This is a genomic window from Streptomyces sp. WM4235, from assembly GCF_001279725.1.
Lineage (GTDB): Bacteria > Actinomycetota > Actinomycetes > Streptomycetales > Streptomycetaceae > Streptomyces.
Genome location: NZ_LGDE01000148.1, coordinates 20442 through 42813, shown reverse-complemented (window position 1 = coordinate 42813; position 22372 = coordinate 20442). Strand labels below are relative to the sequence as shown.

Annotated in this window: 23 protein-coding genes; 17 read left to right on the top strand and 6 right to left on the bottom strand. The window is 72.0% G+C overall.

The window, feature by feature from the left end; genetic code table 11:
• Positions 1–100: 100 nt before the first annotated feature.
• The gene (locus ADK55_RS13565; RefSeq protein ID WP_078998880.1) at positions 101–1138 is read left to right on the top strand and encodes an SAM-dependent methyltransferase; all 1038 of its coding nucleotides are present in this window, start codon (positions 101–103) and stop codon (positions 1136–1138) included.
• 35 nt (positions 1139–1173) lie between these two features.
• Here ADK55_RS13565 and ADK55_RS13560 read toward each other — a convergent pair whose 3' ends face one another.
• Both ADK55_RS13560 and ADK55_RS13555 read right to left on the bottom strand, forming a co-directional pair.
• Positions 1174–2724 carry a M28 family metallopeptidase gene (locus ADK55_RS13560; RefSeq protein WP_053678431.1) on the bottom strand — a complete coding sequence of 517 codons (1551 nt, stop codon included), beginning with the start codon at positions 2722–2724 and terminating at the stop codon, positions 1174–1176.
• 186 nt (positions 2725–2910) lie between these two features.
• Positions 2911–4035: a DUF5937 family protein gene (locus ADK55_RS13555; protein ID WP_053678429.1), complete on the bottom strand. Its 1125-nt coding sequence runs from the start codon at positions 4033–4035 to the stop codon at positions 2911–2913.
• A 166-nt stretch (positions 4036–4201) separates the two neighbouring features.
• On the opposite strand from ADK55_RS13555, the gene ADK55_RS13550 reads away from it, so the two are divergent.
• The gene (locus tag ADK55_RS13550; protein ID WP_053678427.1) at positions 4202–4411 is read left to right on the top strand and encodes a hypothetical protein; all 210 of its coding nucleotides are present in this window, start codon (positions 4202–4204) and stop codon (positions 4409–4411) included.
• Positions 4412–4499: 88 nt separating this feature from the next.
• Here the strand turns inward: ADK55_RS13550 and ADK55_RS13545 are convergent, their stop codons facing one another.
• Positions 4500–5624, bottom strand: a complete 1125-nt coding sequence (locus ADK55_RS13545; RefSeq protein WP_053678424.1) for a threonine aldolase family protein — start codon at positions 5622–5624, stop codon at positions 4500–4502.
• A gap of 97 nt (positions 5625–5721) precedes the next feature.
• On the opposite strand from ADK55_RS13545, the gene ADK55_RS13540 reads away from it, so the two are divergent.
• The 8 genes from ADK55_RS13540 to ADK55_RS13505 all read left to right on the top strand — a co-directional run bounded on the left by ADK55_RS13540 (position 5722) and on the right by ADK55_RS13505 (position 13989).
• On the top strand, positions 5722–6666 hold the full coding sequence (locus ADK55_RS13540) for a Rossmann-like and DUF2520 domain-containing protein (RefSeq protein ID WP_053678422.1): 945 nt from the start codon (positions 5722–5724) through the stop codon (positions 6664–6666).
• Positions 6663–7658, top strand: coding sequence for a pantoate--beta-alanine ligase (gene panC, locus ADK55_RS13535; protein WP_053678420.1), 996 nt, complete (start codon positions 6663–6665; stop codon positions 7656–7658). Before ADK55_RS13540 ends, panC begins: the two co-directional genes overlap by 4 nt.
• Positions 7655–9385, top strand: a complete 1731-nt coding sequence (locus tag ADK55_RS13530; RefSeq protein ID WP_053678418.1) for an L-aspartate oxidase — start codon at positions 7655–7657, stop codon at positions 9383–9385. Before panC ends, ADK55_RS13530 begins: the two co-directional genes overlap by 4 nt.
• 44 nt (positions 9386–9429) lie before the next feature.
• The gene (nadC, locus tag ADK55_RS13525) at positions 9430–10383 is read left to right on the top strand and encodes a carboxylating nicotinate-nucleotide diphosphorylase (protein WP_234350032.1); all 954 of its coding nucleotides are present in this window, start codon (positions 9430–9432) and stop codon (positions 10381–10383) included.
• A 3-nt stretch (positions 10384–10386) separates the two neighbouring features.
• Positions 10387–11196 carry a type III pantothenate kinase gene (locus ADK55_RS13520; protein ID WP_053678414.1) on the top strand — a complete coding sequence of 270 codons (810 nt, stop codon included), beginning with the start codon at positions 10387–10389 and terminating at the stop codon, positions 11194–11196.
• 188 nt (positions 11197–11384) lie between these two features.
• Positions 11385–12137, top strand: coding sequence for a GntR family transcriptional regulator (locus ADK55_RS13515; protein ID WP_053678412.1), 753 nt, complete (start codon positions 11385–11387; stop codon positions 12135–12137).
• A gap of 98 nt (positions 12138–12235) precedes the next feature.
• Positions 12236–12427: a DUF397 domain-containing protein gene (locus tag ADK55_RS13510; RefSeq protein WP_053678410.1), complete on the top strand. Its 192-nt coding sequence runs from the start codon at positions 12236–12238 to the stop codon at positions 12425–12427.
• A gap of 2 nt (positions 12428–12429) precedes the next feature.
• Entirely contained in the window at positions 12430–13989 is a 1560-nt protein-coding gene (locus ADK55_RS13505; protein WP_053678408.1) for a serine/threonine-protein kinase, read from the top strand.
• A 55-nt stretch (positions 13990–14044) separates the two neighbouring features.
• Here the strand turns inward: ADK55_RS13505 and ADK55_RS13500 are convergent, their stop codons facing one another.
• Positions 14045–14356, bottom strand: a complete 312-nt coding sequence (locus ADK55_RS13500; protein WP_053678406.1) for a winged helix-turn-helix domain-containing protein — start codon at positions 14354–14356, stop codon at positions 14045–14047.
• Entirely contained in the window at positions 14353–14748 is a 396-nt protein-coding gene (locus ADK55_RS13495; protein ID WP_159041386.1) for a hypothetical protein, read from the bottom strand. The genes ADK55_RS13500 and ADK55_RS13495 overlap by 4 nt, the downstream gene beginning before the upstream one ends.
• Positions 14749–14897: 149 nt before the next feature.
• Here ADK55_RS13495 and ADK55_RS13490 point away from each other — a divergent pair, with 149 nt between their 5' ends.
• The 5 genes from ADK55_RS13490 to ADK55_RS13475 all read left to right on the top strand — a co-directional run bounded on the left by ADK55_RS13490 (position 14898) and on the right by ADK55_RS13475 (position 17437).
• A complete protein-coding gene (locus ADK55_RS13490; RefSeq protein WP_078998877.1) occupies positions 14898–15515 on the top strand; it encodes a hypothetical protein in 618 nt (205 codons plus the stop codon).
• 13 nt (positions 15516–15528) lie between these two features.
• The gene (locus ADK55_RS39180) at positions 15529–15696 is read left to right on the top strand and encodes a hypothetical protein (RefSeq protein WP_199826512.1); all 168 of its coding nucleotides are present in this window, start codon (positions 15529–15531) and stop codon (positions 15694–15696) included.
• 171 nt (positions 15697–15867) lie between these two features.
• Positions 15868–16383, top strand: coding sequence for a BlaI/MecI/CopY family transcriptional regulator (locus ADK55_RS13485; protein ID WP_053678399.1), 516 nt, complete (start codon positions 15868–15870; stop codon positions 16381–16383).
• A gap of 11 nt (positions 16384–16394) precedes the next feature.
• Positions 16395–16925: an amino-acid N-acetyltransferase gene (locus ADK55_RS13480; protein ID WP_053678397.1), complete on the top strand. Its 531-nt coding sequence runs from the start codon at positions 16395–16397 to the stop codon at positions 16923–16925.
• A 176-nt stretch (positions 16926–17101) separates the two neighbouring features.
• Positions 17102–17437: a histone-like nucleoid-structuring protein Lsr2 gene (locus tag ADK55_RS13475; RefSeq protein WP_053678395.1), complete on the top strand. Its 336-nt coding sequence runs from the start codon at positions 17102–17104 to the stop codon at positions 17435–17437.
• On the opposite strand, the gene ADK55_RS13470 is transcribed toward ADK55_RS13475, so the two are convergent.
• Positions 17419–18021, bottom strand: coding sequence for an SCO3374 family protein (locus ADK55_RS13470; protein ID WP_199826511.1), 603 nt, complete (start codon positions 18019–18021; stop codon positions 17419–17421). The two genes, ADK55_RS13475 and ADK55_RS13470, sit on opposite strands and share 19 nt — an antisense overlap.
• Positions 18022–18484: 463 nt before the next feature.
• On the opposite strand from ADK55_RS13470, the gene ADK55_RS13465 reads away from it, so the two are divergent.
• On the top strand, positions 18485–21010 hold the full coding sequence (locus ADK55_RS13465) for an ATP-dependent Clp protease ATP-binding subunit (protein ID WP_053678393.1): 2526 nt from the start codon (positions 18485–18487) through the stop codon (positions 21008–21010).
• A gap of 669 nt (positions 21011–21679) precedes the next feature.
• On the top strand, positions 21680–22324 hold the full coding sequence (locus tag ADK55_RS13460; protein ID WP_053678391.1) for a M23 family metallopeptidase: 645 nt from the start codon (positions 21680–21682) through the stop codon (positions 22322–22324).
• The last annotated feature ends 48 nt before the right edge of the window (positions 22325–22372 follow it).

The following is a 22372-nucleotide window of genomic DNA, read 5'->3' as shown; positions in this document are numbered from 1 at the left end:
AGAGTAGGCAAAGCGGATAGGTGCTGGAGTCAACCAGAGGGGCGATCCGTTGAGGGATGAAGTACTCCCGAAGGTGGAGGGTGAGCTTAGCCTTGGGTCGATGAGCACTCAGGGCGAACGCGCGGTTCCGATTCGTTGGCGGTCCGCGATGGAGGCCGCGCTGTACGGTCCCGACGGTTTCTACACACGTCCCGGCGGCGCCGGCCCCGCGGGGCACTTCCGGACCTCCGTGCACGCCTCGCGGCTGTACGCGGGCGCCGTCGCCCGGCTCCTCCTCACGGTGGACGAGGCCCTCGGGCGCCCCCGGGGGCTGGACCTGGTCGACGTGGGGGCCGGGCGCGGCGAACTGCTCGTCGGGGTGCTGGCCGCCCTGCCCGCGCGGACGGCCGCACGGGTGCGTCCGTACGCGGTCGAGCGCGCGGCCCGGCCCGAGGGGCTCGACCCCCGGATCCACTGGGTCCCCGTACCGCCCGAACGGACGACGGGGCTGTTGTTCGCCAACGAGTGGCTGGACAACGTGCCGCTGGAGATCGCAGAGGACGGGCGCTACGTCACGGTCGCGCCCGACGGCACGGAGAGCCCCGGCGGGCCCCTGGAGGAGGCGGACCGGGCCTGGCTGGAGCGATGGTGGCCGGCCCCGGGCCGGACCGAGATCGGCCGCTCCCGCGACGAGGCCTGGGCGCAGGCGACCGCGACCCTGGAACGGGGCCTGGCGGTGGCGGTGGACTACGCCCACACCCGGGAGGCCCGGCCCCCGTTCGGCACCCTCACCGGCTTCCGCGCGGGCCGGGAGGTCCCCGCGATCCCGGACGGCGGCTGCGACGTCACCGCCCACGTGGCGCTGGACGCCTGCGCGGGACCGGGCGCGACCCTGCTCACACAGCGCCGGGCCCTGGCGCTCCTCGGGGTCTCGGGCGGCCGGCCGCCCCTGGCCCTGGCCCGGGCGGACCCGGTGGCGTACGTCGGCGCCCTGTCGGCGGCGGGCGAGGCGGCGGAACTCACCGCGCGCGGAGGCCTGGGCGACTTCGGCTGGCTGGTCCAGCCGGTCGGCATCGCCCCCTGGCCGGCGGGGTACGGCGATGAAGCGGCGGGGCACGGCGAAGCGGCGGGGCACGGCGAAGGGGCCGGGACGCCCTGACGGGATCCCGACCCCTCTCTCACTTCGTCCGCTCGCTACCGCTCGGTGTGGTGGTCGTGCCCGGGGCGCAGGCCCCCGCCGTTGCCCGAGCCCGTGCTCGGCTTCGGGGCGACCGGCTGCGACAGCGGGGCCAGGTCGTAGGCGTAGTGGCCGACCGCGTTCGCGATGACGTCGACGTTGATGTCGAGCGCCTTCTGGTCGATGTTGTTGATGTCGTCGCCCTTGCCGTGGTAGTTCACGTCGTAGGCGACCCCGGCCTGGCCGCCGAACTTCGCGGCCTGCTCGGCGGTCTTGATGCCCTCGGCGCCCGTGTCCGTACCGCCGGACGGGATGCCGGCCTCGATGAACGGGCCGTAGTCCGAGCGGCCGGTGAAGTCCGAGCCCTCGTGCGGGATCCGCTGCGCGTCGAGGAAGTCGGTGATGCCCTTCTCCAACTGCGCGGAGCCCTCGGGACCGGGGCCCGAGCCGACCTTGTCCGAGTCGTCGCCGTCGTAGACGAAGTAGGCGGCGTTCGGCGAGGCGATCATGTCGAAGTTCAGGTAGAGCTTGATCTGCTTCTTCTGCGCGTCCGTCAGACCGGCGACGTACGCCTCGGAGCCGAGCAGGCCGAACTCCTCCGCCGACCACCAGGCGAACTTGACCTTGTTCTTGATCTTCGTCTGGCTGCTCGCGAGGCGCTGCGCGACCTGGAGGATGCCGGCCGAGCCGGACCCGTTGTCGTTGATGCCGGGCCCCTCCGAGACCGAGTCCAGGTGCGCGCCCAGGAAGACGGTCTTGTTCTCGTCGCCGCCCCGCGTCTCGGCCACGACGTTGTAGGTCTTGCGGTTCTCGCGCAACTCGCGGATGTCCAGGGTGATCGAGACCGGACCTGCGGCCGCCTCGGCGGCGAGCTTCTCGCCCTCCGCCTGGGTGACGCCGCCCGTCGGGACCTTGCCCGCGTCCGCGGCGCCCAGGGTGCCGTTCAGCGCGCCCTCGGTGTTGTTGTAGATGACCGCGCCGACCGCGCCGGCCGCCGCCGCGTTCGCCTGCTTCACCGCGAAGGTGCAGCCGCCGCGCTTCACCAGGGCGATCTTGCCGGTGAAGGTGCCGGAGGCGAAGTCGGCGGGCTCGCAGCCGTTCGTGCCGTCGGCGTCGACGGGGGCGACGGCGAGCTGCGCCGTGATGCCCTCCTCGGGGCCGCTAGCGGTGTACGTCATCAGGTTGATCGGGACTTCGCGTTCGGCGTCGCCGTTCACGGTGAGCTTTTCCGAGATGGTCTCGACATACACGAAGTCGAACTCGTTCTTCGTGACCTTGTATCCCGCCGCGCGCAGCACGGCTTCGACGTACTGGGCGGATTGCACGTGGCCCTTGGAACCGGCCACCCGGGTGCCCTTGTTGTAGTCGGCGAGCGACTGGAAGACCTTCAGGTGGTTGTTGGCGCCCTTGCCGGTCGCCTCCTTGACCAGCTTCTTGGCCAACGCGTCGCCCTTGGCGGCGTCGCTCTGGGGGCCGGTGGCACCGGCGGGACCGGCGAGGAGCAGTGGGGAGACGAGAGCCACGGCGGCCAGGGCGGCGGTGGCTGCGGCTATACGGCGTGAGGGCATGAAGGTCCTTTCACGACAGGTGCAGGCATACGTGTGGTGTCGCACGGTGCGCGAGGGGGAGTGGTGGTCGCACGTTAAACAGCAACGGGCCACTCTGGCCAGAGTTTTCACTGATTCCGGTTTATGAATTCCGTATATCGGTGAAACTGCGCCGGTGTTAATCGGCCACTGTCCGCCGGTTTCGACCTACCGGAGGATGCCTTCCATGAAGTCCGATCCGAGGCGTGCCACCGCGGCCACGTCCAACTGGTGCTGGGCGTAACGACCCTGACGGTGCGTGTGCAGCAGCCCGGCCTTCTTGAGCACCGACAGATGGCGGGACACCTCGGGGGCGGATATGCCGTAGACCGTGGCCAGTTCGCTGGTCGTGTACGGCCCGCGGGCCAGACTTCGGCACAGCATCATCCGCATCGGGTGCGCCAGTGCCTCCATGCGCCGTCGGAGCAGCTCCACCGAACCGGGCGCGGAGGCCAACTCGGGCGAGCCGAGCGGATAGTGGACCACCGGACGCCACCCCGGGGCGTGCAGGACCAGCAGGTGCGGCCAGCCGAAGTGGGTCGGTATGAAGACCAGCCCCTGCCCCACCCGGGGATCGGTCGCGGTCGCCGAACCGTTGACCATCTTGTCGGCGGTGATCGTGGTCCCGGCCCGGTCCACGCTCAACGCCGACGACACCTCCCGCAGCGCGGCCGGCAACCCCTTGTGGCGCAGCACCTCCGCCTTGTGCCGCGCGTCCGCGGCCTGCCGCGGGCCGATTCGCCGCCAGACCTCGCCGAAGAAGGCCTCGTGGCAGTCCTCCAACAACCGGCGCATCCACACCCGCACGGCGGCGGTGTCGTCCAACAGGCGCAGCGAGAACTGCAACTGGCGGGGCCCGCGCGCGGCGGCCGTGTCCAACGCCTTGGCGCGCGAGGCCGCGTCGTGGAGCGGGGAGGCCACACCGCCCTCGTTGTAGAGGGCCAGCCAGCAGTGCTCCAGGGCGGCGATCACGAACCGCTCGTCGTCCAGCCGGTCGAGTACGTCGAGTTCCTCGGCCAGTGTCCCGGCGGGCAGGCCCGAGCCACCGGGCACCCCGGCGAAGGGCATGAAGACGTCCGAGAACGAACTCCGCCACATGAAGTCGGCCTCCAGCAGCCGATCGGCGAGGGAGGGGTCGAGCCCGGCCCGCGTGGCGTTCGCCCACGACTGGAGCCCGGGGTGGTGGGCGGGCTGGGAGAGCGCGTGCAGGGCCATGCAGAGTTCGGCGAGCGGGGAGGGCGCGAACGCGATCCGCTCCGCGGGGAGCCCGGCGATGTCGATGGTGACGCTCATCGCCCCATTCTGTCCGGCGCGGGTCGGGCAGGCGTTCGCCGGGGGGTGCCCGGGCCGGTGACCGGGGAGCCGACCGTCAGGCCGCTCACCAGCAGGAATCCGGTTCGATTGACGAGGACCGTCAATCGAGCGGACGGGTGCGGCCGAGGGGGTGAGGGTGGACCCCATGAGCGCGATCGAGCAGTACCTCCTCGACACCTACCGGGCGTCCCAGCACGGGACGCCGATGCCGCCGCCGCCCGGCCGCGACGACGTGGCCGTCCTCCGCGAGGCCCGCGACCGGGCCCGCTTCCGCGCGGTCCTCGCCGGCCGCCCCGCCCACCACCGGCTGACCTGGGCCGTGCGCCGGCTCTTCTCCCGGCCCCGATCCTGCTGACCGGGGCCGGCCGGGCGGGCCCAAGGGGCCGGAGGGGCCCGCCCGGCCGGCCGGCCACCGTCCCGCCCGCACCGTCCCGCTCCGCCCGCTACAAGCGGGCCACGAAGTCCGCCACCGCCGCCCCGACATCGGCCCCGGTCCACTCCAGACCCGGCTCCGTGACCTCCAGTTCCGTCATCGACAACCCCGGCGGCCCCTCCGCCGACCAGCGGCGGAACAGCACCGTCCCCGTCTCCTCCGCCTGCCGCAGGCCCGCCTCCGTCAGCCGCTCCGCCTCGTACGGCAGCCACACCTGGAACTGGTGCGTGTGCGGCTCCTCCGGATGGACCCGGAACCACGGCACCCCGGCCTCCGTGAAGCCCTCCCGCAGGGCCCCGGCGACCATCCGCGCCCGCTCCACGTACGAGGGCAGCCGCGGCAGCTCCCGTTCCAGCCCCGCCAGTGCGGACAGCGCCTGCGGGAACTGCCGGAAGATCTGGCCCCCGTACCGGTGGCGCCACACGCGCGCCTCCGCGACCAGCTCCGCGGAACCCGCCAGCGCGGCGCCGCTCAGCCCGCCCAGCGACTTGTAGAACGACACGTACACGGAGTCCGCGAGCCCCGCGATCTCCGACAACGGCCGCCCGAAGTGCGTCGTGGACTCCCACAGCCGCGCCCCGTCGAAGTGCACCACCGCGTCCCGCGCCCGGGCCGCGTCCACCAGCGCCGTCAGCTCCTCCCACGAAGGCAGCAGGAACCCCGCGTCCCGCAGCGGCAACTCCAGCATCAGCGTGCCGAAGGGCTCCGCGACCTCCGCGACCTCCTGCGGCGTCGGCTGCCGCGGGTCCCGCGTCGGGTACACCGTCCGCAGGCCCGAGACCACCGACAGCGCCCCGCCCTCCCACAGCTCCGGATGCCCCATCGGGTGCAGCGCCACCACCGGGTTGCCGGTACGTCCCGCCCAGCACCGCAGCGCGATCTGCTGCGCCATCGTCCCCGACGGGAAGAACGCCGCGTCCGCCGTCCCCAGCAGGTCGGCGACCCGCTGCTCCAGCCTGGCCACCACCCCGTCCCCGTACACGTCGGCGGGCTCGTCCGGGTCGCCGGCCGCCGCCTGCGGCAGGGCCGCGAGCAGCTCGCCCACCGTCGGTTCCAGCAGGCTCCGCGAGAGGGTCCGCCCCGCTCCGCGCCACGCCGCGACCAGCCGCTTCGTACGGTCTTCATCAGCAGTCATGCCCCGATCATCGCCGACCGGCCGACACGCCCAGGGGCTAGCATGGCGGCGTATCGTCCGGTACCCCCCGCGGACTGGAACGGAAGGCTTTCCCCGCGTGAACGCACCCCTTCAGACGGAGCCCAGGGATCCGTCGGACCGCCCCGCACGGCTCACCGTCGGCGTCGTCGGCGCCGGCCGGGTCGGCCCCGCGCTGGCCCGCGCCCTCCAGCAGGCCGGACACCGCCCCGTCGCCGTCTCCGGCGTGTCCGAGGCCTCCCGCCGGCGAGCCGCCCGACTGCTGCCCGACGTGCCCGTCGTACCGCCCGCCGAGGTGCTGGAGCGGGCCGAGCTGGTCCTGCTCACCGTCCCCGACGACGCACTGCCCTCCCTGGTCGAGGGCCTCGTCGAGACCGGCGCGATCCGCCCCGGCCGGCTCCTCGTCCACACCTCCGGGCGGTACGGAACCGCCGTGCTGGACCCCGCCCGCCGCGCCGGCGCCCTGCCGCTGGCCCTGCACCCCGTGATGACGTTCACCGGTACCGAGGTCGACGTGCAGCGCCTCGCCGGCTGCTCCTTCGGCGTCACCGCCCCCGACGAGCTGCGGCTCGCCGCCGAGGCCCTGGTCATCGAGATGGGCGGCGAACCCGAGTGGATCGCGGAGGAGAGCCGTCCGCTCTACCACGCGGCCCTCGCCCTCGGCGCGAACCACCTGGTCACCCTGGTCGCCCAGTCGATGGAACTGCTGCGCACGGCCGGCGTCGAACACCCGGACCGGATGCTCGGCCCGCTCCTCGGCGCCGCCCTGGACAACGCCCTGCGCTCCGGCGACGCGGCCCTCACCGGCCCCGTCGCCCGCGGCGACGCCGGCACCGTCGCCGCCCACGTCCTCGAACTGCGCAGGCACGCCCCCGGCGCCGTCGCCGGCTATCTGGCGATGGCCCGCACCACCGCCGACCGGGCCCTCGCGCACGGCCTGCTCAAGCCCGAACTCGCCGAGGACCTGCTGGGCGTGCTCGCCGACGGCGGCGACGGCGTCGGCCCGGAAGGCGAACGCCGATGACCGACCCCCTGCTCCTGAACACCGCCGGGGAACTGCACGGCCTCGCCCGCCCCGGCCGCCGCGCCGTCGTCATGACCATGGGCGCCCTGCACGACGGCCACGCCTCCCTGATCCGCACGGCCCGCGACCTCGCCGGCGCCGACGGCCAGGTCGTCGTCACCGTCTTCGTGAACCCCCTCCAGTTCGGGGCGAACGAGGACCTCGACCGCTACCCCCGCACCCTCGACGCCGACCTGCGCATCGCCGCCGGCGCCGGCGCCGACGCGGTGTTCGCCCCGGCCGCGGACGAGGTCTACCCCGGCGGCGACCCCCAGGTCCGGATCACCGCCGGCCCCATGGGCGGCCGCCTCGAAGGCGCCACCCGCCCCGGCCACTTCGACGGCATGCTGACCGTCGTCGCGAAACTGCTCCACCTCACCCGCCCCGACCTGGCCCTCTTCGGCCAGAAGGACGCCCAGCAACTGGCCCTGATCCGGCGCATGGTGACCGACCTGAACTTCCCCGTCGAGGTGGTCGGCGTACCCACCGCCCGCGAGGACGACGGCCTCGCGCTGTCCTCCCGCAACCGCTACCTCTCCCCGGCGGAACGCCGCACGGCCCTCGCCCTGTCCCGCGCCCTGTTCGCGGGCCGCGACCGCCTCGCCGCCCAGGCCGCGCTGCGCGCCCGCGCCGAGGCCTCCCCGGCGAGCGACGAACGCGCCACCGCCCTGGCCCGGCTCGGCGAGATCCGCGCCTCGGCGGACGCGCACGCCGTCTCCGCGGCCGGCTCCGGCCTGCCCGACGCCGTACGATCCGCCGCCCGGCACGTCCTGGAGGACGCGGGTCGGCACGATCCGCCGCTGGCCCTGGACTACCTGGCGCTGGTCGACCCCCGGGACTTCACCGACATCGGCCCCGGGTTCACGGGACGGGCCGTGTTGGCCGTCGCCGCCAAGGTGGGCGCGACCCGGCTGATCGACAACATTCCATTGGAGTTCGGAGCACACTCGTGAGCACTGGCAGAAGTGCCGCCGGCACCGGCATACGGCTGTACGCCCCCGCCCCCGGCTGGTCCCTCGACGCGGACGTCGTCGTCGTCGGCTCGGGCGTGGCGGGCCTGACGGTGGCGCTGCGCTGCGCCGCCGCCGGCCGCCGCACGGTCGTGGTCACCAAGGCCCGGCTCGACGACGGATCCACCCGCTGGGCCCAGGGCGGCATCGCCGCCGCCCTCGGCGACGGGGACACCCCCGAGCAGCACCTGGACGACACCCTGGTGGCCGGCGCCGGCCTGTGTGACGAGGCCGCCGTCCGGCTGCTGGTCACCGAGGGGCCGGACGCCGTACGACGCCTCATCTCGACCGGCGCCGTCTTCGACACCTCGGCCGAGACCGGGGAGATAGAGCTGACGCGGGAGGGCGGCCACCACCGCCGCCGGATCGCGCACGCCGGCGGCGACGCCACCGGCGCCGAGATCTCCCGGGCCCTCGTGGAGGCCGTCCAGGACGCCGGCATCGAGACCGTCGAGAACGCGCTCGTCCTGGACCTGCTCCAGGACGCCGAAGGCCGCACCGCGGGCGTCACCCTGCACGTCATGGGCGAGGGCCAGCACGACGGCGTGGGCGCCGTCCACGCCCCCGCGGTGATCCTCGCGACCGGCGGCATGGGCCAGGTCTTCTCGGCCACCACCAACCCGTCCGTCTCCACGGGCGACGGGGTGGCCCTCGCGCTGCGCGCCGGCGCCGAGGTCTCCGACCTCGAATTCGTCCAGTTCCACCCGACGGTGCTGTTCCTCGGCGCCGACGCCGAGGGACAGCAGCCGCTGGTCTCCGAGGCCGTCCGAGGCGAGGGCGCCCACCTCGTCGACGCGGACGGCGTGCGCTTCATGGTCGGACAGCACGAACTGGCCGAGCTCGCCCCCCGCGACATCGTCGCCAAGGGCATCACGCGCCGCATGCAGGAACAGGGCACCCGGCACATGTACCTGGACGCCCGGCACTTCGGCGCCGAGATGTGGGAGCAGCGCTTCCCCACGATCCTCGCCGCCTGCCGTTCCCACGGCATCGACCCGGTCACCGAGCCCATCCCGGTCGCTCCCGCCGCCCACTACGCGTCGGGCGGCGTCCGCACCGACCTGCACGGCCGCACCACGGTGCCCGGCCTGTACGCCTGCGGCGAGGTCGCCTGTACCGGCGTGCACGGCGCCAACCGGCTGGCGTCCAACTCCCTGCTGGAGGGCCTGGTCTTCGCCGAGCGGATCGCGGACGACATCGCCCGCCGGTCGCTCACGGGCAGCGGCCCCGGCATCCCCGTGCCGGCCACCGGCCCGCTCCAGCCCGCCGAGGCCCGGTACGAGATCCAGCGCATCATGACGGACGGCGCGGGCGTGCTGCGCTCCGCGGAGTCCCTGGCCACGGCCGCCGCCGCCCTCGAAGACCTGTACGCCGCGGCCCTGAACAACCTCGAAGCGCACGGCAAGACCGCCGAACCGGGCGTGGACACCTGGGAGGCCACGAACCTCCTGTGCGTGGCCCGGGTCCTGGTCGCCGCCGGCCGGCGCCGCGAGGAGACCCGCGGCTGCCACTGGCGCGAGGACCACTCCGACCGCGACGACGCCCACTGGCGCCGCCACCTGGTCGTGCGACTGTCCGCGACCGAGAAGCGGGCGCTGGTCGTCACCCCCACCGACTCGGCGGACTTCCCGCCCGTTTCCCACCCCCTCAGCCAGGAGCAGCAAGCGTGAGCACGCACCAGCACGAAGACACCGACCGCACCGCGCACGACGAACTGCCCCTCCTGGGGCAGGCCGAGGGCGGCTGTGGCGACGACTGCGCCTGCGGTGACGGCGAGGAGTCCGGCCTGGACCCGGCGCTCGCCGAGCTCCTCGCGGACGCCGGCCTGGACCCGATCGAGGTCGAGGACATCGCGCACATGGCGCTGTCCGAGGACCTCGACGGCGGGGTCGACGTCACCACCGTCGCCACCGTGCCCGAGGAAGCCGAGGCCGTCGCGGACTTCATCGCCCGCGAGGACGGCGTCGTGGCCGGCCTGCGCATCGCCGAGGCCGTGTTCTCGGTGGTCTGCACCGAGGCGTTCGAGGTCGAGCGGCACGCCGAGGACGGGGACACCGTCAAGGCGGGCGAGGTACTGCTGTCCGTCCGCGCCCGTACCCGCGACCTGCTCACGGCCGAGCGCAGCGCCCTGAACATCCTGTGCCGGCTGTCGGGCATCGCGACCGCCACCCGCCGCTGGGCCGACGTCCTGGACGGCACGTCCGCGAAGGTCCGCGACACCCGCAAGACCACTCCCGGCCTGCGCGCGCTGGAGAAGTACGCGGTCCGCTGCGGCGGCGGCGTCAACCACCGCATGTCGCTGTCGGACGCGGCGCTGGTCAAGGACAACCACGTGGTCGCGGCGGGCGGCGTCGCCCAGGCGTTCACGGCCGTCCGCGAGGCCTTCCCCGACGTCCCGATCGAGGTCGAGGTCGACACCCTCGCGCAGATCGGCGAGGTCCTGGACGCGGGCGCCGACCTGATCCTGCTGGACAACTTCACCGTCGAGCAGACCGCCGAGGCCGTCGCGCTGGTCGCCGGCCGCGCCGTCCTGGAGTCCTCCGGCCGGCTGACCCTGGACACCGCCCGCGCCTACGCCGAGACCGGCGTGGACTACCTCGCGGTCGGCGGGCTCACCCACTCCTCGCCGATCCTGGACATCGGCCTCGACCTCCGCGAGGCGGTGTAACCGATGCTCCTCACCATCGACGTGGGCAACACCCACACGGTGCTGGGCCTGTTCGACGGTGACGAGATCGTCGAGCACTGGCGCATCTCCACCGACCCGCGCAGGACGGCCGACGAGATGGCCGTCCTCATGCAGGGTCTGATGGGCATGCACCCGATGCTCGGCACCGAGCTGGGCGACGGCATCCACGGCATCGCGATCTGTTCGACGGTCCCCTCGGTGCTGCACGAGCTGCGCGAGGTCACCCGCCGCTACTACGGCGACGTGCCGGCCGTGCTGGTCGAGCCCGGCATCAAGACGGGCGTGCCGATCCTCATGGACAACCCGAAGGAGGTCGGCGCGGACCGCATCATCAACGCGGTCGCGGCCGTCGAGCTCTACGGCGGACCGGCGATCGTCGTCGACTTCGGCACGGCCACCACCTTCGACGCGGTGTCCGCGAAGGGCGAGTACGTCGGCGGGGTGATCTCCCCGGGCATCGAGATCTCGATGGAGGCCCTCGGCGTGCGCGGCGCCCAGCTCCGCAAGATCGAGCTGGCCCGCCCGCGCAACGTCATCGGCAAGTCCACGGTCGAGGCGATGCAGTCGGGCGTGGTCTACGGGTTCGCCGGCCAGGTCGACGGGATCGTGAACCGGATGGCCAAGGAGCTCGCCGGCCCCACCGGCGACCCGGACGACGTCCGCGTGATCGCCACCGGTGGCCTGGCGCCGATCGTCCTCGGCGAGGCCTCGGTGATCGACGACCACGAGCCGTGGCTGACGTTGATCGGACTGCGGCTGGTCTACGAGCGCAACGCGCCCAACTTCGAGTGACGCCGAGGCGCGACGAGGCGTGACACGAGGCCCCCGCCCACCCGGCGGGGGCCTTCCGTTTCGTCTCGCGCCGTCTCGCGTCGCGTCGGCGGTTCACCGGCCGTCAGGCTGACGCGTCGGGTTCGACCTGATGCCTTAGCTTTGTCGGCGTCGGACGCACGTGTTTGCGACGCTCCAGGATGGTCCAAATGCCCCGTGAATCACCGTACTTGCTGGTGGTCGACGCCCTTCGGGCCCGCATCGAGGCGGGCGAGTGGGAGGTCGGCGACAAGCTTCCCTCCCGGTCGCGGTTCGCCGCCGAGTACTCCGTCGGACAGAGCGTCACCCAACGCGCCCTGGAACGACTGATCATCGAGGGCCTCCTCGAAGGCCGCGCCGGTTCCGGGACGTTCGTGCGCACCCCGCGCCGGCGGATGCGCATGGTGCGCACCCGCCGCCGCGTGCCGAACTCGGGCAACGCCTTCCGCGCCGAGGCCCTCGAACACGGCTTCGCGGCCTCCTGGGACGCCCGGACCGTCGCCCACACCCCGGCCCCCGAACACATCGCGGCCCGCCTCGCCATCGCCCCCGGCGACCCGTGCGTGATGACCCGCTACGAGTTCATGGCCGACGGCAGCCCCGCCGAACTGTCCCAGTCCTGGGAGCCGATGGCCCTCACCGCCGACACCCCGGTCGTCCTGCCGGAGGACGGGGAGCTGCGCGGGGCCGGCGTGGTCGCGCGCATGCGGTCCATCGGCATCACGGTCGCCTCGGTGCTGGAGATACCGCGCCCGTCCCGCGCCAACCAGGCGCAGGCCAACCTGCTGGGCATCAGCGTCGGCTCGCTCATCACCGAGATCGAGCGCACGTACCTGGACTCGGACGGCCGCCCGGTGGAGACCGCGGACCTGGTCATCCCCGATTCCCGGTACGAGATCGCGTACGCGTTTCCGATCGAGTGAGCGGGAACTTCCACGGAAATGGCCGAAGTGTGCCCCCGCGGGGGTTACGGTCGGCCCACGACAGGCACCGTGACCCCGTTTCCGCCGGAGGAGACACCATGACCACGACCGCTCGCCCCACCTGGCAGAAGTCGTCCCACTGCGACGACGGCGTCAACTGCGTGTACGTGTCCGCCGCGCCCGGCACCCTGGTCCGGGTGGCCGACCGCTCGGACCCCGCCCACCTCGTGATGGCCACGACGCACGCCGCCTGGGCCGCGTTCCTGGACGCCGTCAAGGCGGACGGGTAGGCATGAACGGGACGATCCTGGCCGGCCGCTACGCGCTGGGCGACCGCATCGGCGCGGGCGGCATGGGGGAGGTGTGGCGGGCCCGGGACCTCGAATTGGGCCGGGCCGTCGCCGTGAAGGTCATCGCCCGGCCCGGAGACGACAAGCTCGCGTTACGGCTGCGCGCCGAGGCCCGGGCGGCCGCGGCGCTGTCGGACCCCCACGTGGTGTCCGTCCACGACGTCGGCGAGACCGTCGTCGACCACCGGACCGTGGTCTACCTGGTCATGGAACTCGTCGACGGGCGCCCGCTCGGCACCGCCACCGGCCGGGCCCCGATCGAGGACGTGGTGCGCTGGGGCACGCAGATATGCGAGGGGCTCCAGGCGGCCCACGGCGCGGGCGTCGTCCACCGCGACATCAAGCCCGGCAACGTGCTGCTCACCACCCGGGGCCGGATCAAGATCTGCGACTTCGGGATCGCCCGGCAGAGCGGCATGCAGGGACTGACCACGACCGGCCTGGCGATCGGCACACCCGCCTACATGTCGCCGGAACAGGCGCGCGGCGACGCGGTGGACGGCCGCACCGACATCTACAGCCTGGGCTGTCTCCTGTACGAACTGCTCGCCGGCGAGCTGCCGTTCACCGGATCCCCCTGGGAGGTCCTCGCCCAGCACGCGCAACGCGCACCCGACTCCCTGCGGGTCCGCCGCCCCGAGATCCCCCGGGCCCTGGACCTGCTGGTCCTGAGCCTGTTGAGCAAGGACGCCGCGGACCGCCCCGACTCGGCGGCGCGGACCGCCGAACTGCTGCGCGCCGCCGTCGCGCCGCCGACCCGGCCGGTGCCCGAGCAGGGCGCCCGCACCAAGGCGCCGTCCTGGCAGCCGCGCCCCCCGGTGACGACCCGGACCGCGGCGGAGGCCCCCGCGGTCGCCGCCCCGTCGAAGGCCGAACCGCAGCCGAAGGCCGAACCGCGGTCGAAGGGCAGCCCCGCTTCCGGGCGCGCGCCGGGCAAGTCGGTCGTGGTCTCCCCGGGGTCCGCCTGGGCGGGCACGCTCCTGCCCGGATTGGCGGCCGGCGGCCAGTTGTTCGGCTTCGGGGCCCTGTCCGGGTTCTGGGCCGTCGCCGCGGCCTTGGGCGTCACGCTCGTCGCCTGGTTCAGCAAGGAGATCCAAACGGACGAGGCGGACCCGCTCACCCTCGTCTACATCCTCCTCGCGCCGGCCGTCGGCCTGGCGGTGCTGCTGACGTTGCTGTTCGCCACCCCGGTGACCTGGTGGAAGGCGATCCTGGTCGGCCTCGCCACGGCGCCGGTGCTCTGGATCGTCGGCCACTGGCAGCACAAGGCGATCCGCGCCGTCTCGCGGGCCAAGGAGGCCGCCTTCCTCGCCAACGACACGGGGCAGATCGCCGGCGTGTTCGCCGCCTGGCTGACGGCCGCCCGGACACCGGTCCCGGCCCTGGGCGCGGTCGCGATCGGCGTCGGGGTCTGGATCGGAGCCGGACTGCTCATCGGCATGCTCCTGCCCCCGCTCGCCGCCGCCCCCGGCCGCCGCCAGGGGGCTGCCCCGGGCCGCTGAGCGGTCCGCGGCGGCCCGGATCGGGCCGCCGGCTCCGACGGCCCGGGAGCATCGCCTACGGACCCGCGATGGCCCGCAGGGCGTCCAGGTGGCGCCGGTAGACGGTCCGGCCGCTCGGGGTCAGCGAGAGCCAGGTCCGCGGGCGGCGGGCCACCCGGCCCTTGGCGACGGCCACCAGGCCCGCCTCCTCCAGCGCCGCCACCTGCTTGGACAGCACCGAGTCGGACACCTCCACGAGGTCCCGCACGAAGCCGAACTCGGCCTTGTCCACCGCGGCCAGCGCCGCCACCACCGACAGCCGCACCGGCGCGTTCAACAGCGGCGCGAGCCCGTGCCGGGGGTGGGCGCCCTCCTTCTCCGTGCTCATGCGGCCCGCCTCTCGGTCACCGCGCCCACGACGGCCGGCAGCGCGCACGCCACCGCGGCCACGACCGTGAACGCCAGGTTGTCCCGGAAGACCTCGGTGCCCAGGACCACCGTCGCCGCGAACACCACGGACCAGGTCCCGATGACCAGTCCGTGCTTGAGGCCGAACCCGCGCCGTACCACCCGCTGCCGCGCCGCGTACACGCTCATCCCGCCCACGAGCAGCATGTTGGCCGTCGCGAAGACGACGGCCTGGGCGGCCCCGTGCCAGAGCAGGGACACCGGTACGAGGACCAGTTGCCCCGCCCCGAAAGCCCACAGGTAGCGCGCGTACCAGCCGCTGTTCAGCAGCGCCGCCCTCTCCATCCGTTTGGCCTCGGTGTACTCGCTCACGGTGTCCCCCTCGTGGTCGGCGCGGCCGGGCGGCCACCACCTGCTTTCCAGAGTGACGCGCACTTTCCATTTTGGCAAGTGCCGATCCCGCCGCGCCGTAGCCGCCCCAATTAAGGGGATTTAGTCCGATTAGCGCGTATCTTCGGCCCATGCCCACGCCCTACGGATCCCGCGGCGGCATGGCGTTCAGTGCTGCCGAGCTGCACGTGCTCAGGCGCTCGCTCGCCCACGCCCTCCAGTCCTCCACGGCCCCGCTCCCGGCCGTCGAGGTCCAGGCCTGCCTTCGCCTCGCGGCGTCGGTGGACGACGCGGTCGCCGAGGCGGAGAGGCTCAGAGACTTCCTCCTCGCCGACCTCGCCCGCTACAGGGGCGCCCTGCCCGGCAGCCTCTCCGGCTACCTGGAGCTGCTGCAGGACGCCCTGGCCGCCGGCTACGAGCCGGTACCCGACGACCTCGCGGCCCTGCGGGCCCTGCGCGCCAACCCGGTCGCCGCCGCCGTGCTGGAACGGGCCCAGGCGGTCGCGGAGCGCTCCGTACGCCGCCGGCTGCGGACGGCGCCCGCCCCCCGCACCCGACTGCTGGCCCTCGCCGGCGGACGCGAGGACGAACGGGGCGGCGAGCCGAAGCCCGCACCCGCCCCGGCCCCCGAGGAGGAGCCGCGCCCCGGGCGCGAGCGCCCCATTCCGACCCCCGGGGAGGTCTTCCCGCCCCGCCGGAAGCCCGCCGCGCCGGGCCGGCCCCCGGCGGACGGCCGCGCCGCCGGGTAGCTAGGCTGGGGGCATGGACTACGTTTCCGCGCTCGTGCCCCCCATCGTGATGGCCGCGTTCTTCATCGCTCTCGTCGTGACGATCGTGAAGAGCCAGGGCGGTGCCAACAAGGCGAAGGAGGACGCGGCCGTGGACGCCGTGCTCGCCTCCGCCGAGGCCGCCCGACAGCCCGGGAAGTAACCCCGGGCGAAAGTCTCGGGGACGGGCGTACGGCCTGCGGGCCGTGCGCCCCATTTTGTTGCCCGGCACCGGCTCGTCGCGCGTTGCCGGCCGAATGGTCGGGCAATTCCGCACAACCCGCACTATCGTGCTGTTGTGCCTCGCCCCTTGGGAGAACTCGAAGACGCAGTGATGACACGGGTGTGGCAGTGGAACCGCCCGGTCACCGTTCGGGAAGTCCTGGAAGACCTCCAGCAGGAACGGTCCATCGCGTACACCACGGTCATGACCGTTATGGACAATCTCCATCAGAAGGGCTGGGTCCGCCGGGAAGCCGAAGGCCGCGCCTATCGATATACCGCGGTCTCCACCCGGCCCGCCTACTCGGCCGCACTGATGAACGAGGCATGGGCCACCAGCGACAACCCGGCGGCCGCTCTCGTGGCCTTCTTCGGCATGATGTCGGCGGAACAGCGCGAAGCCCTCCGCGACGCCGTACGCATCGTCGGTCACGACGGCGAGGCCACCGCCCCCGAACCCCGGGAAGCCCCGGAAGAGCCGGTACCCGCGGAAGAGCCGGTACCCGCGGAAGAGCCGGTACCCGCGGAAGAGCCGGTACCCGAAGAAGACGCGAAGCCCGGGGAAGCCCCGGAAGACCCGCGACCCGAAGAGGACTCCGGCGAGCGCGGGACCGAGCCGGGGCGATAGCGTCCCCCCGCATGGGAGAGTTTTCCGCCGCAGAAGCAAATACCGTGACGATCCGCCGCGCACGCACCCGCGATGTTCCCGCGCTGCGACGCCTGCTCGACCAGTACGTGCAGCAACGGATCCTGCTCGACAAAGCCCCCGTCGTCCTTTACGAGGACATCCAGGAGTTCTGGGTCGCGGAACGCGTCGGTGACGGTCAGGTGGTGGGCTGTGGCGCTCTGCACGTGATGTGGGAAGACCTTGCGGAAGTGCGCACTCTCGCGGTGGATCGCGAGTTGAAGGGCGCCGGTGTCGGACATCGGGTACTGGCCAAGTTGTTGGAGACGGCCCGTCTGCTCGGCGTGAGCCGGGTTTTCTGCCTCACCTTCGAAGTGGACTTCTTCGCGAACCACGGCTTCGTCGAGATCGGCGCGACCGCGGTCGAGCCCGATGTCTACATGGAGCTCCTGCGTTCCTATGACGAGGGCGTCGCCGAGTTCCTCGGTCTCGAACGAGTGAAGCCGAACACCTTGGGCAACAGTCGGATGCTTCTGCACCTCTGATCGATGACGGATCGATCTCAGCCGCTTTTACGGGGCTCCGCCCGCCTGTGGCCTATGTCCGAATCGCGTACGTTTCCCGCCCTGTTGACGTCCTGAACCTCTCGGCGGGGGTTTGTGTTTTCCAGGCAAAAGCGGTTTCCTTTCCGCGTACTGCATTTTCGATGAAAGGAAATCCGGTGGCACAGAAGGTTCAGGTCCTTCTTGTCGACGACCTCGACGGTGGCGAGGCGGACGAGACCGTGACGTTCGCTGTGGATGGCAAGACCTACGAGATCGACCTCACCGCCGCCAACGCTGAAAAGCTCCGCGGCCTGCTTGAGCCCTACACCAAGAGTGGCCGTCGTACCGGTGGCCGTGCCGCCGCGGGTCGCGCCAAGGGCCGCGCCGCCGTTTCGGCGGGCAACCCGGACACCGCGGAAATCCGTGCGTGGGCGAAGGCGAAGGGCCTTACGGTCAACGACCGCGGCCGTGTCCCCGCCGACATTCGCGAGGCCTACGAGAACCGGGGCTGACCCACGGCGCCGACGGGCCTCGCGGGGGCCGCGCGTCGCCGCAGGCGTGCCCGGTGGCACTCCGTGGCCGCCGCGGCGACCAGACGTACGAGATCGGGTCCGGTGCCTCTCAGGCCGGCCCCGGCGCCCTGTCCGGTACCGGGCAGGGACGGCAGGAACGCCTCGCACCCCGGTTCGGGGGGCCGCAGCCACACGGCGGCCCCCTGAGGGCTTCCCTGTGGCCGCCCCGGCGGCACGGGGGCGGTGATGCGGCCACCCACACCCAGGGCGGTCAGATCCAGGGCCACCGGACCCCACTCCAGCCAGTCGAGCAGCCCGTCCAGCTCCTCGGCGCTGCCCGGGGCCACCAGGAAGCGCATACGGCGTCCCATGACGGCCACCGGCCCGGTGTCGACCGGCCTGCGCAGCAGCCGGCCACCCGCGTCGGCCGGCAGTTCCAGTACGTCGAACCGCGTCCCGGTGACCAGCTGGGCGGCAGGGCCGCCCGCGAGGGTCCAGCCGAGCACCCGCCCGTACCAGGAGACGTACGCGTCCTCCTCGGACGGGGAGCGCGGATGCGGGACGGTCTCGGCGATGAGGGCCATGACCGGAGCAACTCCGGAAGTGCCCTGGAGTTACGCAGCGCGGCGGACCCAATACGGAACGTAAACGTCCGTGGGGCGGAGTCCCACATTCGAAGACGGAACCGTGTTCGCCCGTAGCGGAGGGAACCGTCTCCCGGCCGCATGGAGTGTCAGTCCCCACGGGTAAGACATTCCTAGTGGATCGGGGCGACACGCTGATTTGAAGGGTCTCCGACCGGCTTCCGTTCGCCATCGGCGTACACGTGTGACGGGTATCTGCCTGGCCTGCGGGAACATCGTCTCGCACCATCGGGTTGGAGCAGTTGTCGGCACTTACGGCCGGGTTTTCCCGCGGACGTGAGGGTGAGCCGCGGACGGATGTCGGCAGTTGGAATGAGCTGTCCCGCCCCGCGGGACTAGCATGCGGAAGGACAGGGCGGGGACCGACCCCGAACTGCCCGACCGCTCTGAGGAGCGATAAACGATGTTCGAGAGGTTCACCGACCGCGCGCGGCGGGTTGTCGTCCTGGCTCAGGAAGAAGCCCGGATGCTCAACCACAACTACATCGGCACCGAGCACATCCTCCTGGGCTTGATCCACGAGGGTGAGGGTGTCGCCGCTAAGGCCCTGGAGAGCCTCGGGATTTCGCTCGAGGCTGTTCGCCAGCAGGTTGAGGAGATCATCGGTCAGGGGCAGCAGGCCCCGTCCGGCCACATCCCCTTCACCCCGCGGGCGAAGAAGGTCCTGGAGCTTTCGCTCCGAGAGGCCCTCCAGCTCGGCCACAACTACATCGGCACCGAGCACATCCTGCTCGGCCTGATCCGCGAGGGCGAGGGCGTCGCCGCCCAGGTCCTCGTGAAGCTGGGCGCCGATCTCAACAGGGTCCGGCAGCAGGTCATCCAGCTGCTCTCCGGCTACTCCGGAGGCGGCAAGGAGTCGGCCACGGCAGGCGGCCCGGCCGAGGGCACCCCCTCGACCTCGCTCGTCCTCGACCAGTTCGGCCGCAACCTCACGCAGGCGGCTCGCGAATCCAAGCTCGACCCGGTCATCGGGCGCGAGAAGGAGATCGAGCGGGTCATGCAGGTGCTGTCCCGCCGGACCAAGAACAACCCGGTCCTCATCGGCGAGCCCGGCGTCGGCAAGACCGCCGTCGTCGAGGGCCTGGCCCAGGCGATCGTCAAGGGCGAGGTGCCCGAGACGCTCAAGGACAAGCACCTCTACACCCTCGACCTGGGTGCACTGGTCGCCGGTTCCCGCTACCGCGGTGACTTCGAGGAGCGCCTCAAGAAGGTGCTCAAGGAGATCCGCACCCGCGGCGACATCATCCTGTTCATCGACGAGCTCCACACCCTCGTGGGTGCGGGTGCCGCCGAGGGCGCGATCGACGCCGCCAGCATCCTGAAGCCCATGCTGGCCCGTGGTGAGCTCCAGACCATCGGTGCCACGACGCTGGACGAGTACCGCAAGCACCTCGAGAAGGACGCGGCGCTGGAGCGTCGTTTCCAGCCGATCCAGGTGGCGGAGCCTTCCCTCCCCCACACGATCGAGATCCTCAAGGGGCTGCGCGACCGCTACGAGGCCCACCACCGCGTCTCCATCACGGACGAGGCCCTCGTGCAGGCGGCCACCCTGGCCGACCGGTACATCTCGGACCGCTTCCTCCCGGACAAGGCGATCGACCTGATCGACGAGGCCGGCTCCCGGATGCGCATCCGTCGGATGACCGCGCCGCCGGACCTCCGCGAGTTCGACGAGAAGATCGCGAACGTGCGTCGCGACAAGGAGTCGGCCATCGACTCCCAGGACTTCGAGAAGGCGGCTTCCCTCCGTGATTCGGAGAAGCAGCTGCTGACGGCGAAGGCCAAGCGCGAGAAGGAATGGAAGGCCGGCGACATGGACGTCGTCGCCGAGGTCGACGGCGAGCTCATCGCCGAAGTCCTCGCGACCGCGACCGGCATTCCGGTGTTCAAGCTGACCGAGGAGGAGTCCTCGCGACTCCTGCGCATGGAGGACGAGCTCCACCGTCGCGTCATCGGTCAGAAGGACGCCATCAAGGCCCTCTCGCAGGCGATCCGACGGACCCGTGCGGGTCTGAAGGACCCGAAGCGTCCCGGTGGCTCGTTCATCTTCGCCGGCCCGTCCGGTGTCGGTAAGACCGAGCTCTCCAAGACGCTCGCCGAATTCCTCTTCGGCGACGAGGACGCACTGATCTCCCTCGACATGTCGGAGTTCAGCGAGAAGCACACGGTTTCCCGTCTCTTCGGTTCGCCCCCCGGCTACGTGGGCTACGAAGAGGGCGGCCAGCTGACCGAGAAGGTCCGCCGGAAGCCGTTCTCCGTCGTCCTCTTCGACGAGGTCGAGAAGGCGCACCCGGATATCTTCAATTCCCTTCTCCAGATCCTGGAGGACGGTCGTCTGACCGACTCCCAGGGCCGGGTCGTGGACTTCAAGAACACGGTCATCATCATGACGACCAACCTGGGTACGCGGGACATCTCCAAGGGCTTCAACCTGGGCTTCGCGGCCCAGGGCGACACCAAGACCGGATACGACCGGATGAAGGCGAAGGTCAACGAAGAGCTGAAGCAGCACTTCCGGCCCGAGTTCCTCAACCGTGTCGACGACACGGTCGTCTTCCACCAGCTCACGCAGGAAGACATCATCCAGATCGTCGACCTGATGATCGCCAAGGTGGACGAGCGCCTCAAGGACCGCGACATGGGCATCGAGCTCAGCGGTGACGCGAAGCAGCTCCTGGCCAAGCGCGGCTACGACCCGATCATGGGTGCGCGCCCGCTGCGCCGGACGATCCAGCGCGAGATCGAGGACATGCTGTCGGAGAAGATCCTCTTCGGCGAGCTGCGTCCCGGTCACATCGTGGTCGTGGGTGTGGAGGGTGAGGGCGAGGCCGCCAAGTTCACCTTCCGCGGCGAGGAGAAGACTCCGATCTCGGACCTTCCCCCGATCGAGGCCACGGGCTCCGGCCCGGACCTCTCCAAGGGCGCCTGAGGCCTGACCGCTGTACGAAGGGGCGGCCCCGGAACCGAACGGTTCCGGGGCCGCCCCTTTCGCGCGTCCGGGGCCCTGCGGGGCGGGGGAGAGCCGGAGCGGACGTCCGGGCCCGTGCGAGGCGGGAGGGATTGCGGCCCGTCCCTGCGGGCACGAGCGGGCCCGGGGCGCGCGCAGGGGCCCCGGACCCGCCCTCCGGGTCCGTACCGCCCTCCCGGGCCTGTACCGGGCGACCGGGCCCGTACCGGCTCCCCCGGCGCGGGGGTGGTCCCACGGGTGGCGCCCGCGTGGGTCGGCGGAAGGCACGGGGGCAGGGGGCGGAGGGTGCTTCGGGTGCCTTCCGGTGGCCCGAGGGGCGTGACCTGGGTCTCGATCAGGGTGGGCGGAGGCTCCGCGCCCGGTGACAAGCCGCACAGGGCAAATCGGACCTACTAGGACCTTTCGTAGATCGAGTGTCCGATTTGCCCCCTCCCTTGGCCCAGTAATCGCCGGGTCAACAGTCCTCTCGACCCCCCTCGCACCTACGAGTCGACGTAGTAATGAGGACGTTTGAGGAAGCCGGGGGGCTCGGGTTACCAAGGTGGAGCAAGTTCGCCCGGCACCCGCTCAGCATCCGCTCAGCGTGCCGGGTCACCTATTGCCCTTGTTCCCGGCCCCGGAGGTCCACACATGTCCGCGAAGCGCGTCAGCACCCGTCGTACCCGTATCGCCCTCGCCGCCACCGGCCTCGGTGCCGCACTGGCCCTCGGTGCCGGAACGACCGCCGCTTTCGCCGGCGAGGCGCAGACCGCTCTCAACGGCACCCCCGGCCTCGTCGCCGCCCAGGCGAAGGCCCAGGCCGCCGCCGCCAAGCCGGCCGCCGCCGCGAAGCCGGCCGCCGCCGCGAAGTCGGCCGGTTCCTGGAAGAAGCCGGTCTCCGGCTACACCCTGTCCGCGACCTACGGCAAGGGCGGCAACATGTGGTCGCACAAGCACTCCGGTCAGGACTTCGCCGTTCCCGTCGGCACCAAGGTCAGTGCCGCGAGCTCCGGTGTGGTCGTCAAGGCCGGCCCCAACGGCGGTGGCGACGGTCCCGCGTACGGCAACGCCGTCGTGATCAAGCACGCGAACAACAAGTACTCCCAGTACGCGCACCTCTCGCGGATCCAGGTCAAGATCGGCCAGAAGGTCTCGGCCGCCCAGCAGATCGCGCTGTCCGGCAACACCGGCAACTCCAGCGGTCCGCACCTGCACTTCGAGATCCGCACCACCCCGAACTACGGCTCGGCCATCAACCCGGTGAGCTTCCTGCGTCAGGTCGGCGTCACCGTCTGACACGCCGACGGCGCCGGGCGACCGGCGTCCGACCCCCCGCCGCACCGG

Excerpts from the sequence above, each read along its gene's own strand:
- ADK55_RS13565 (WP_078998880.1), top strand. The coding sequence starts at position 101 with ATGAGCACTCAGGGCGAACGCGCGGTTCCGATTCGTTGGCGGTCCGCG.
- ADK55_RS13560 (WP_053678431.1), bottom strand. The coding sequence starts at position 2,724 with ATGCCCTCACGCCGTATAGCCGCAGCCACCGCCGCCCTGGCCGCCGTG.
- ADK55_RS13555 (WP_053678429.1), bottom strand. The coding sequence starts at position 4,035 with ATGAGCGTCACCATCGACATCGCCGGGCTCCCCGCGGAGCGGATCGCG.
- ADK55_RS13550 (WP_053678427.1), top strand. The coding sequence starts at position 4,202 with ATGAGCGCGATCGAGCAGTACCTCCTCGACACCTACCGGGCGTCCCAG.
- ADK55_RS13545 (WP_053678424.1), bottom strand. The coding sequence starts at position 5,624 with ATGACTGCTGATGAAGACCGTACGAAGCGGCTGGTCGCGGCGTGGCGC.
- panC (WP_053678420.1), top strand. The coding sequence starts at position 6,663 with ATGACCGACCCCCTGCTCCTGAACACCGCCGGGGAACTGCACGGCCTC.
- ADK55_RS13520 (WP_053678414.1), top strand. The coding sequence starts at position 10,387 with ATGCTCCTCACCATCGACGTGGGCAACACCCACACGGTGCTGGGCCTG.
- ADK55_RS13515 (WP_053678412.1), top strand. The coding sequence starts at position 11,385 with ATGCCCCGTGAATCACCGTACTTGCTGGTGGTCGACGCCCTTCGGGCC.
- ADK55_RS13510 (WP_053678410.1), top strand. The coding sequence starts at position 12,236 with ATGACCACGACCGCTCGCCCCACCTGGCAGAAGTCGTCCCACTGCGAC.
- ADK55_RS13505 (WP_053678408.1), top strand. The coding sequence starts at position 12,430 with ATGAACGGGACGATCCTGGCCGGCCGCTACGCGCTGGGCGACCGCATC.
- ADK55_RS13500 (WP_053678406.1), bottom strand. The coding sequence starts at position 14,356 with ATGAGCACGGAGAAGGAGGGCGCCCACCCCCGGCACGGGCTCGCGCCG.
- ADK55_RS13490 (WP_078998877.1), top strand. The coding sequence starts at position 14,898 with ATGCCCACGCCCTACGGATCCCGCGGCGGCATGGCGTTCAGTGCTGCC.
- ADK55_RS39180 (WP_199826512.1), top strand. The coding sequence starts at position 15,529 with ATGGACTACGTTTCCGCGCTCGTGCCCCCCATCGTGATGGCCGCGTTC.
- ADK55_RS13485 (WP_053678399.1), top strand. The coding sequence starts at position 15,868 with ATGACACGGGTGTGGCAGTGGAACCGCCCGGTCACCGTTCGGGAAGTC.
- ADK55_RS13480 (WP_053678397.1), top strand. The coding sequence starts at position 16,395 with ATGGGAGAGTTTTCCGCCGCAGAAGCAAATACCGTGACGATCCGCCGC.
- ADK55_RS13470 (WP_199826511.1), bottom strand. The coding sequence starts at position 18,021 with ATGGCCCTCATCGCCGAGACCGTCCCGCATCCGCGCTCCCCGTCCGAG.
- ADK55_RS13465 (WP_053678393.1), top strand. The coding sequence starts at position 18,485 with ATGTTCGAGAGGTTCACCGACCGCGCGCGGCGGGTTGTCGTCCTGGCT.
- ADK55_RS13460 (WP_053678391.1), top strand. The coding sequence starts at position 21,680 with ATGTCCGCGAAGCGCGTCAGCACCCGTCGTACCCGTATCGCCCTCGCC.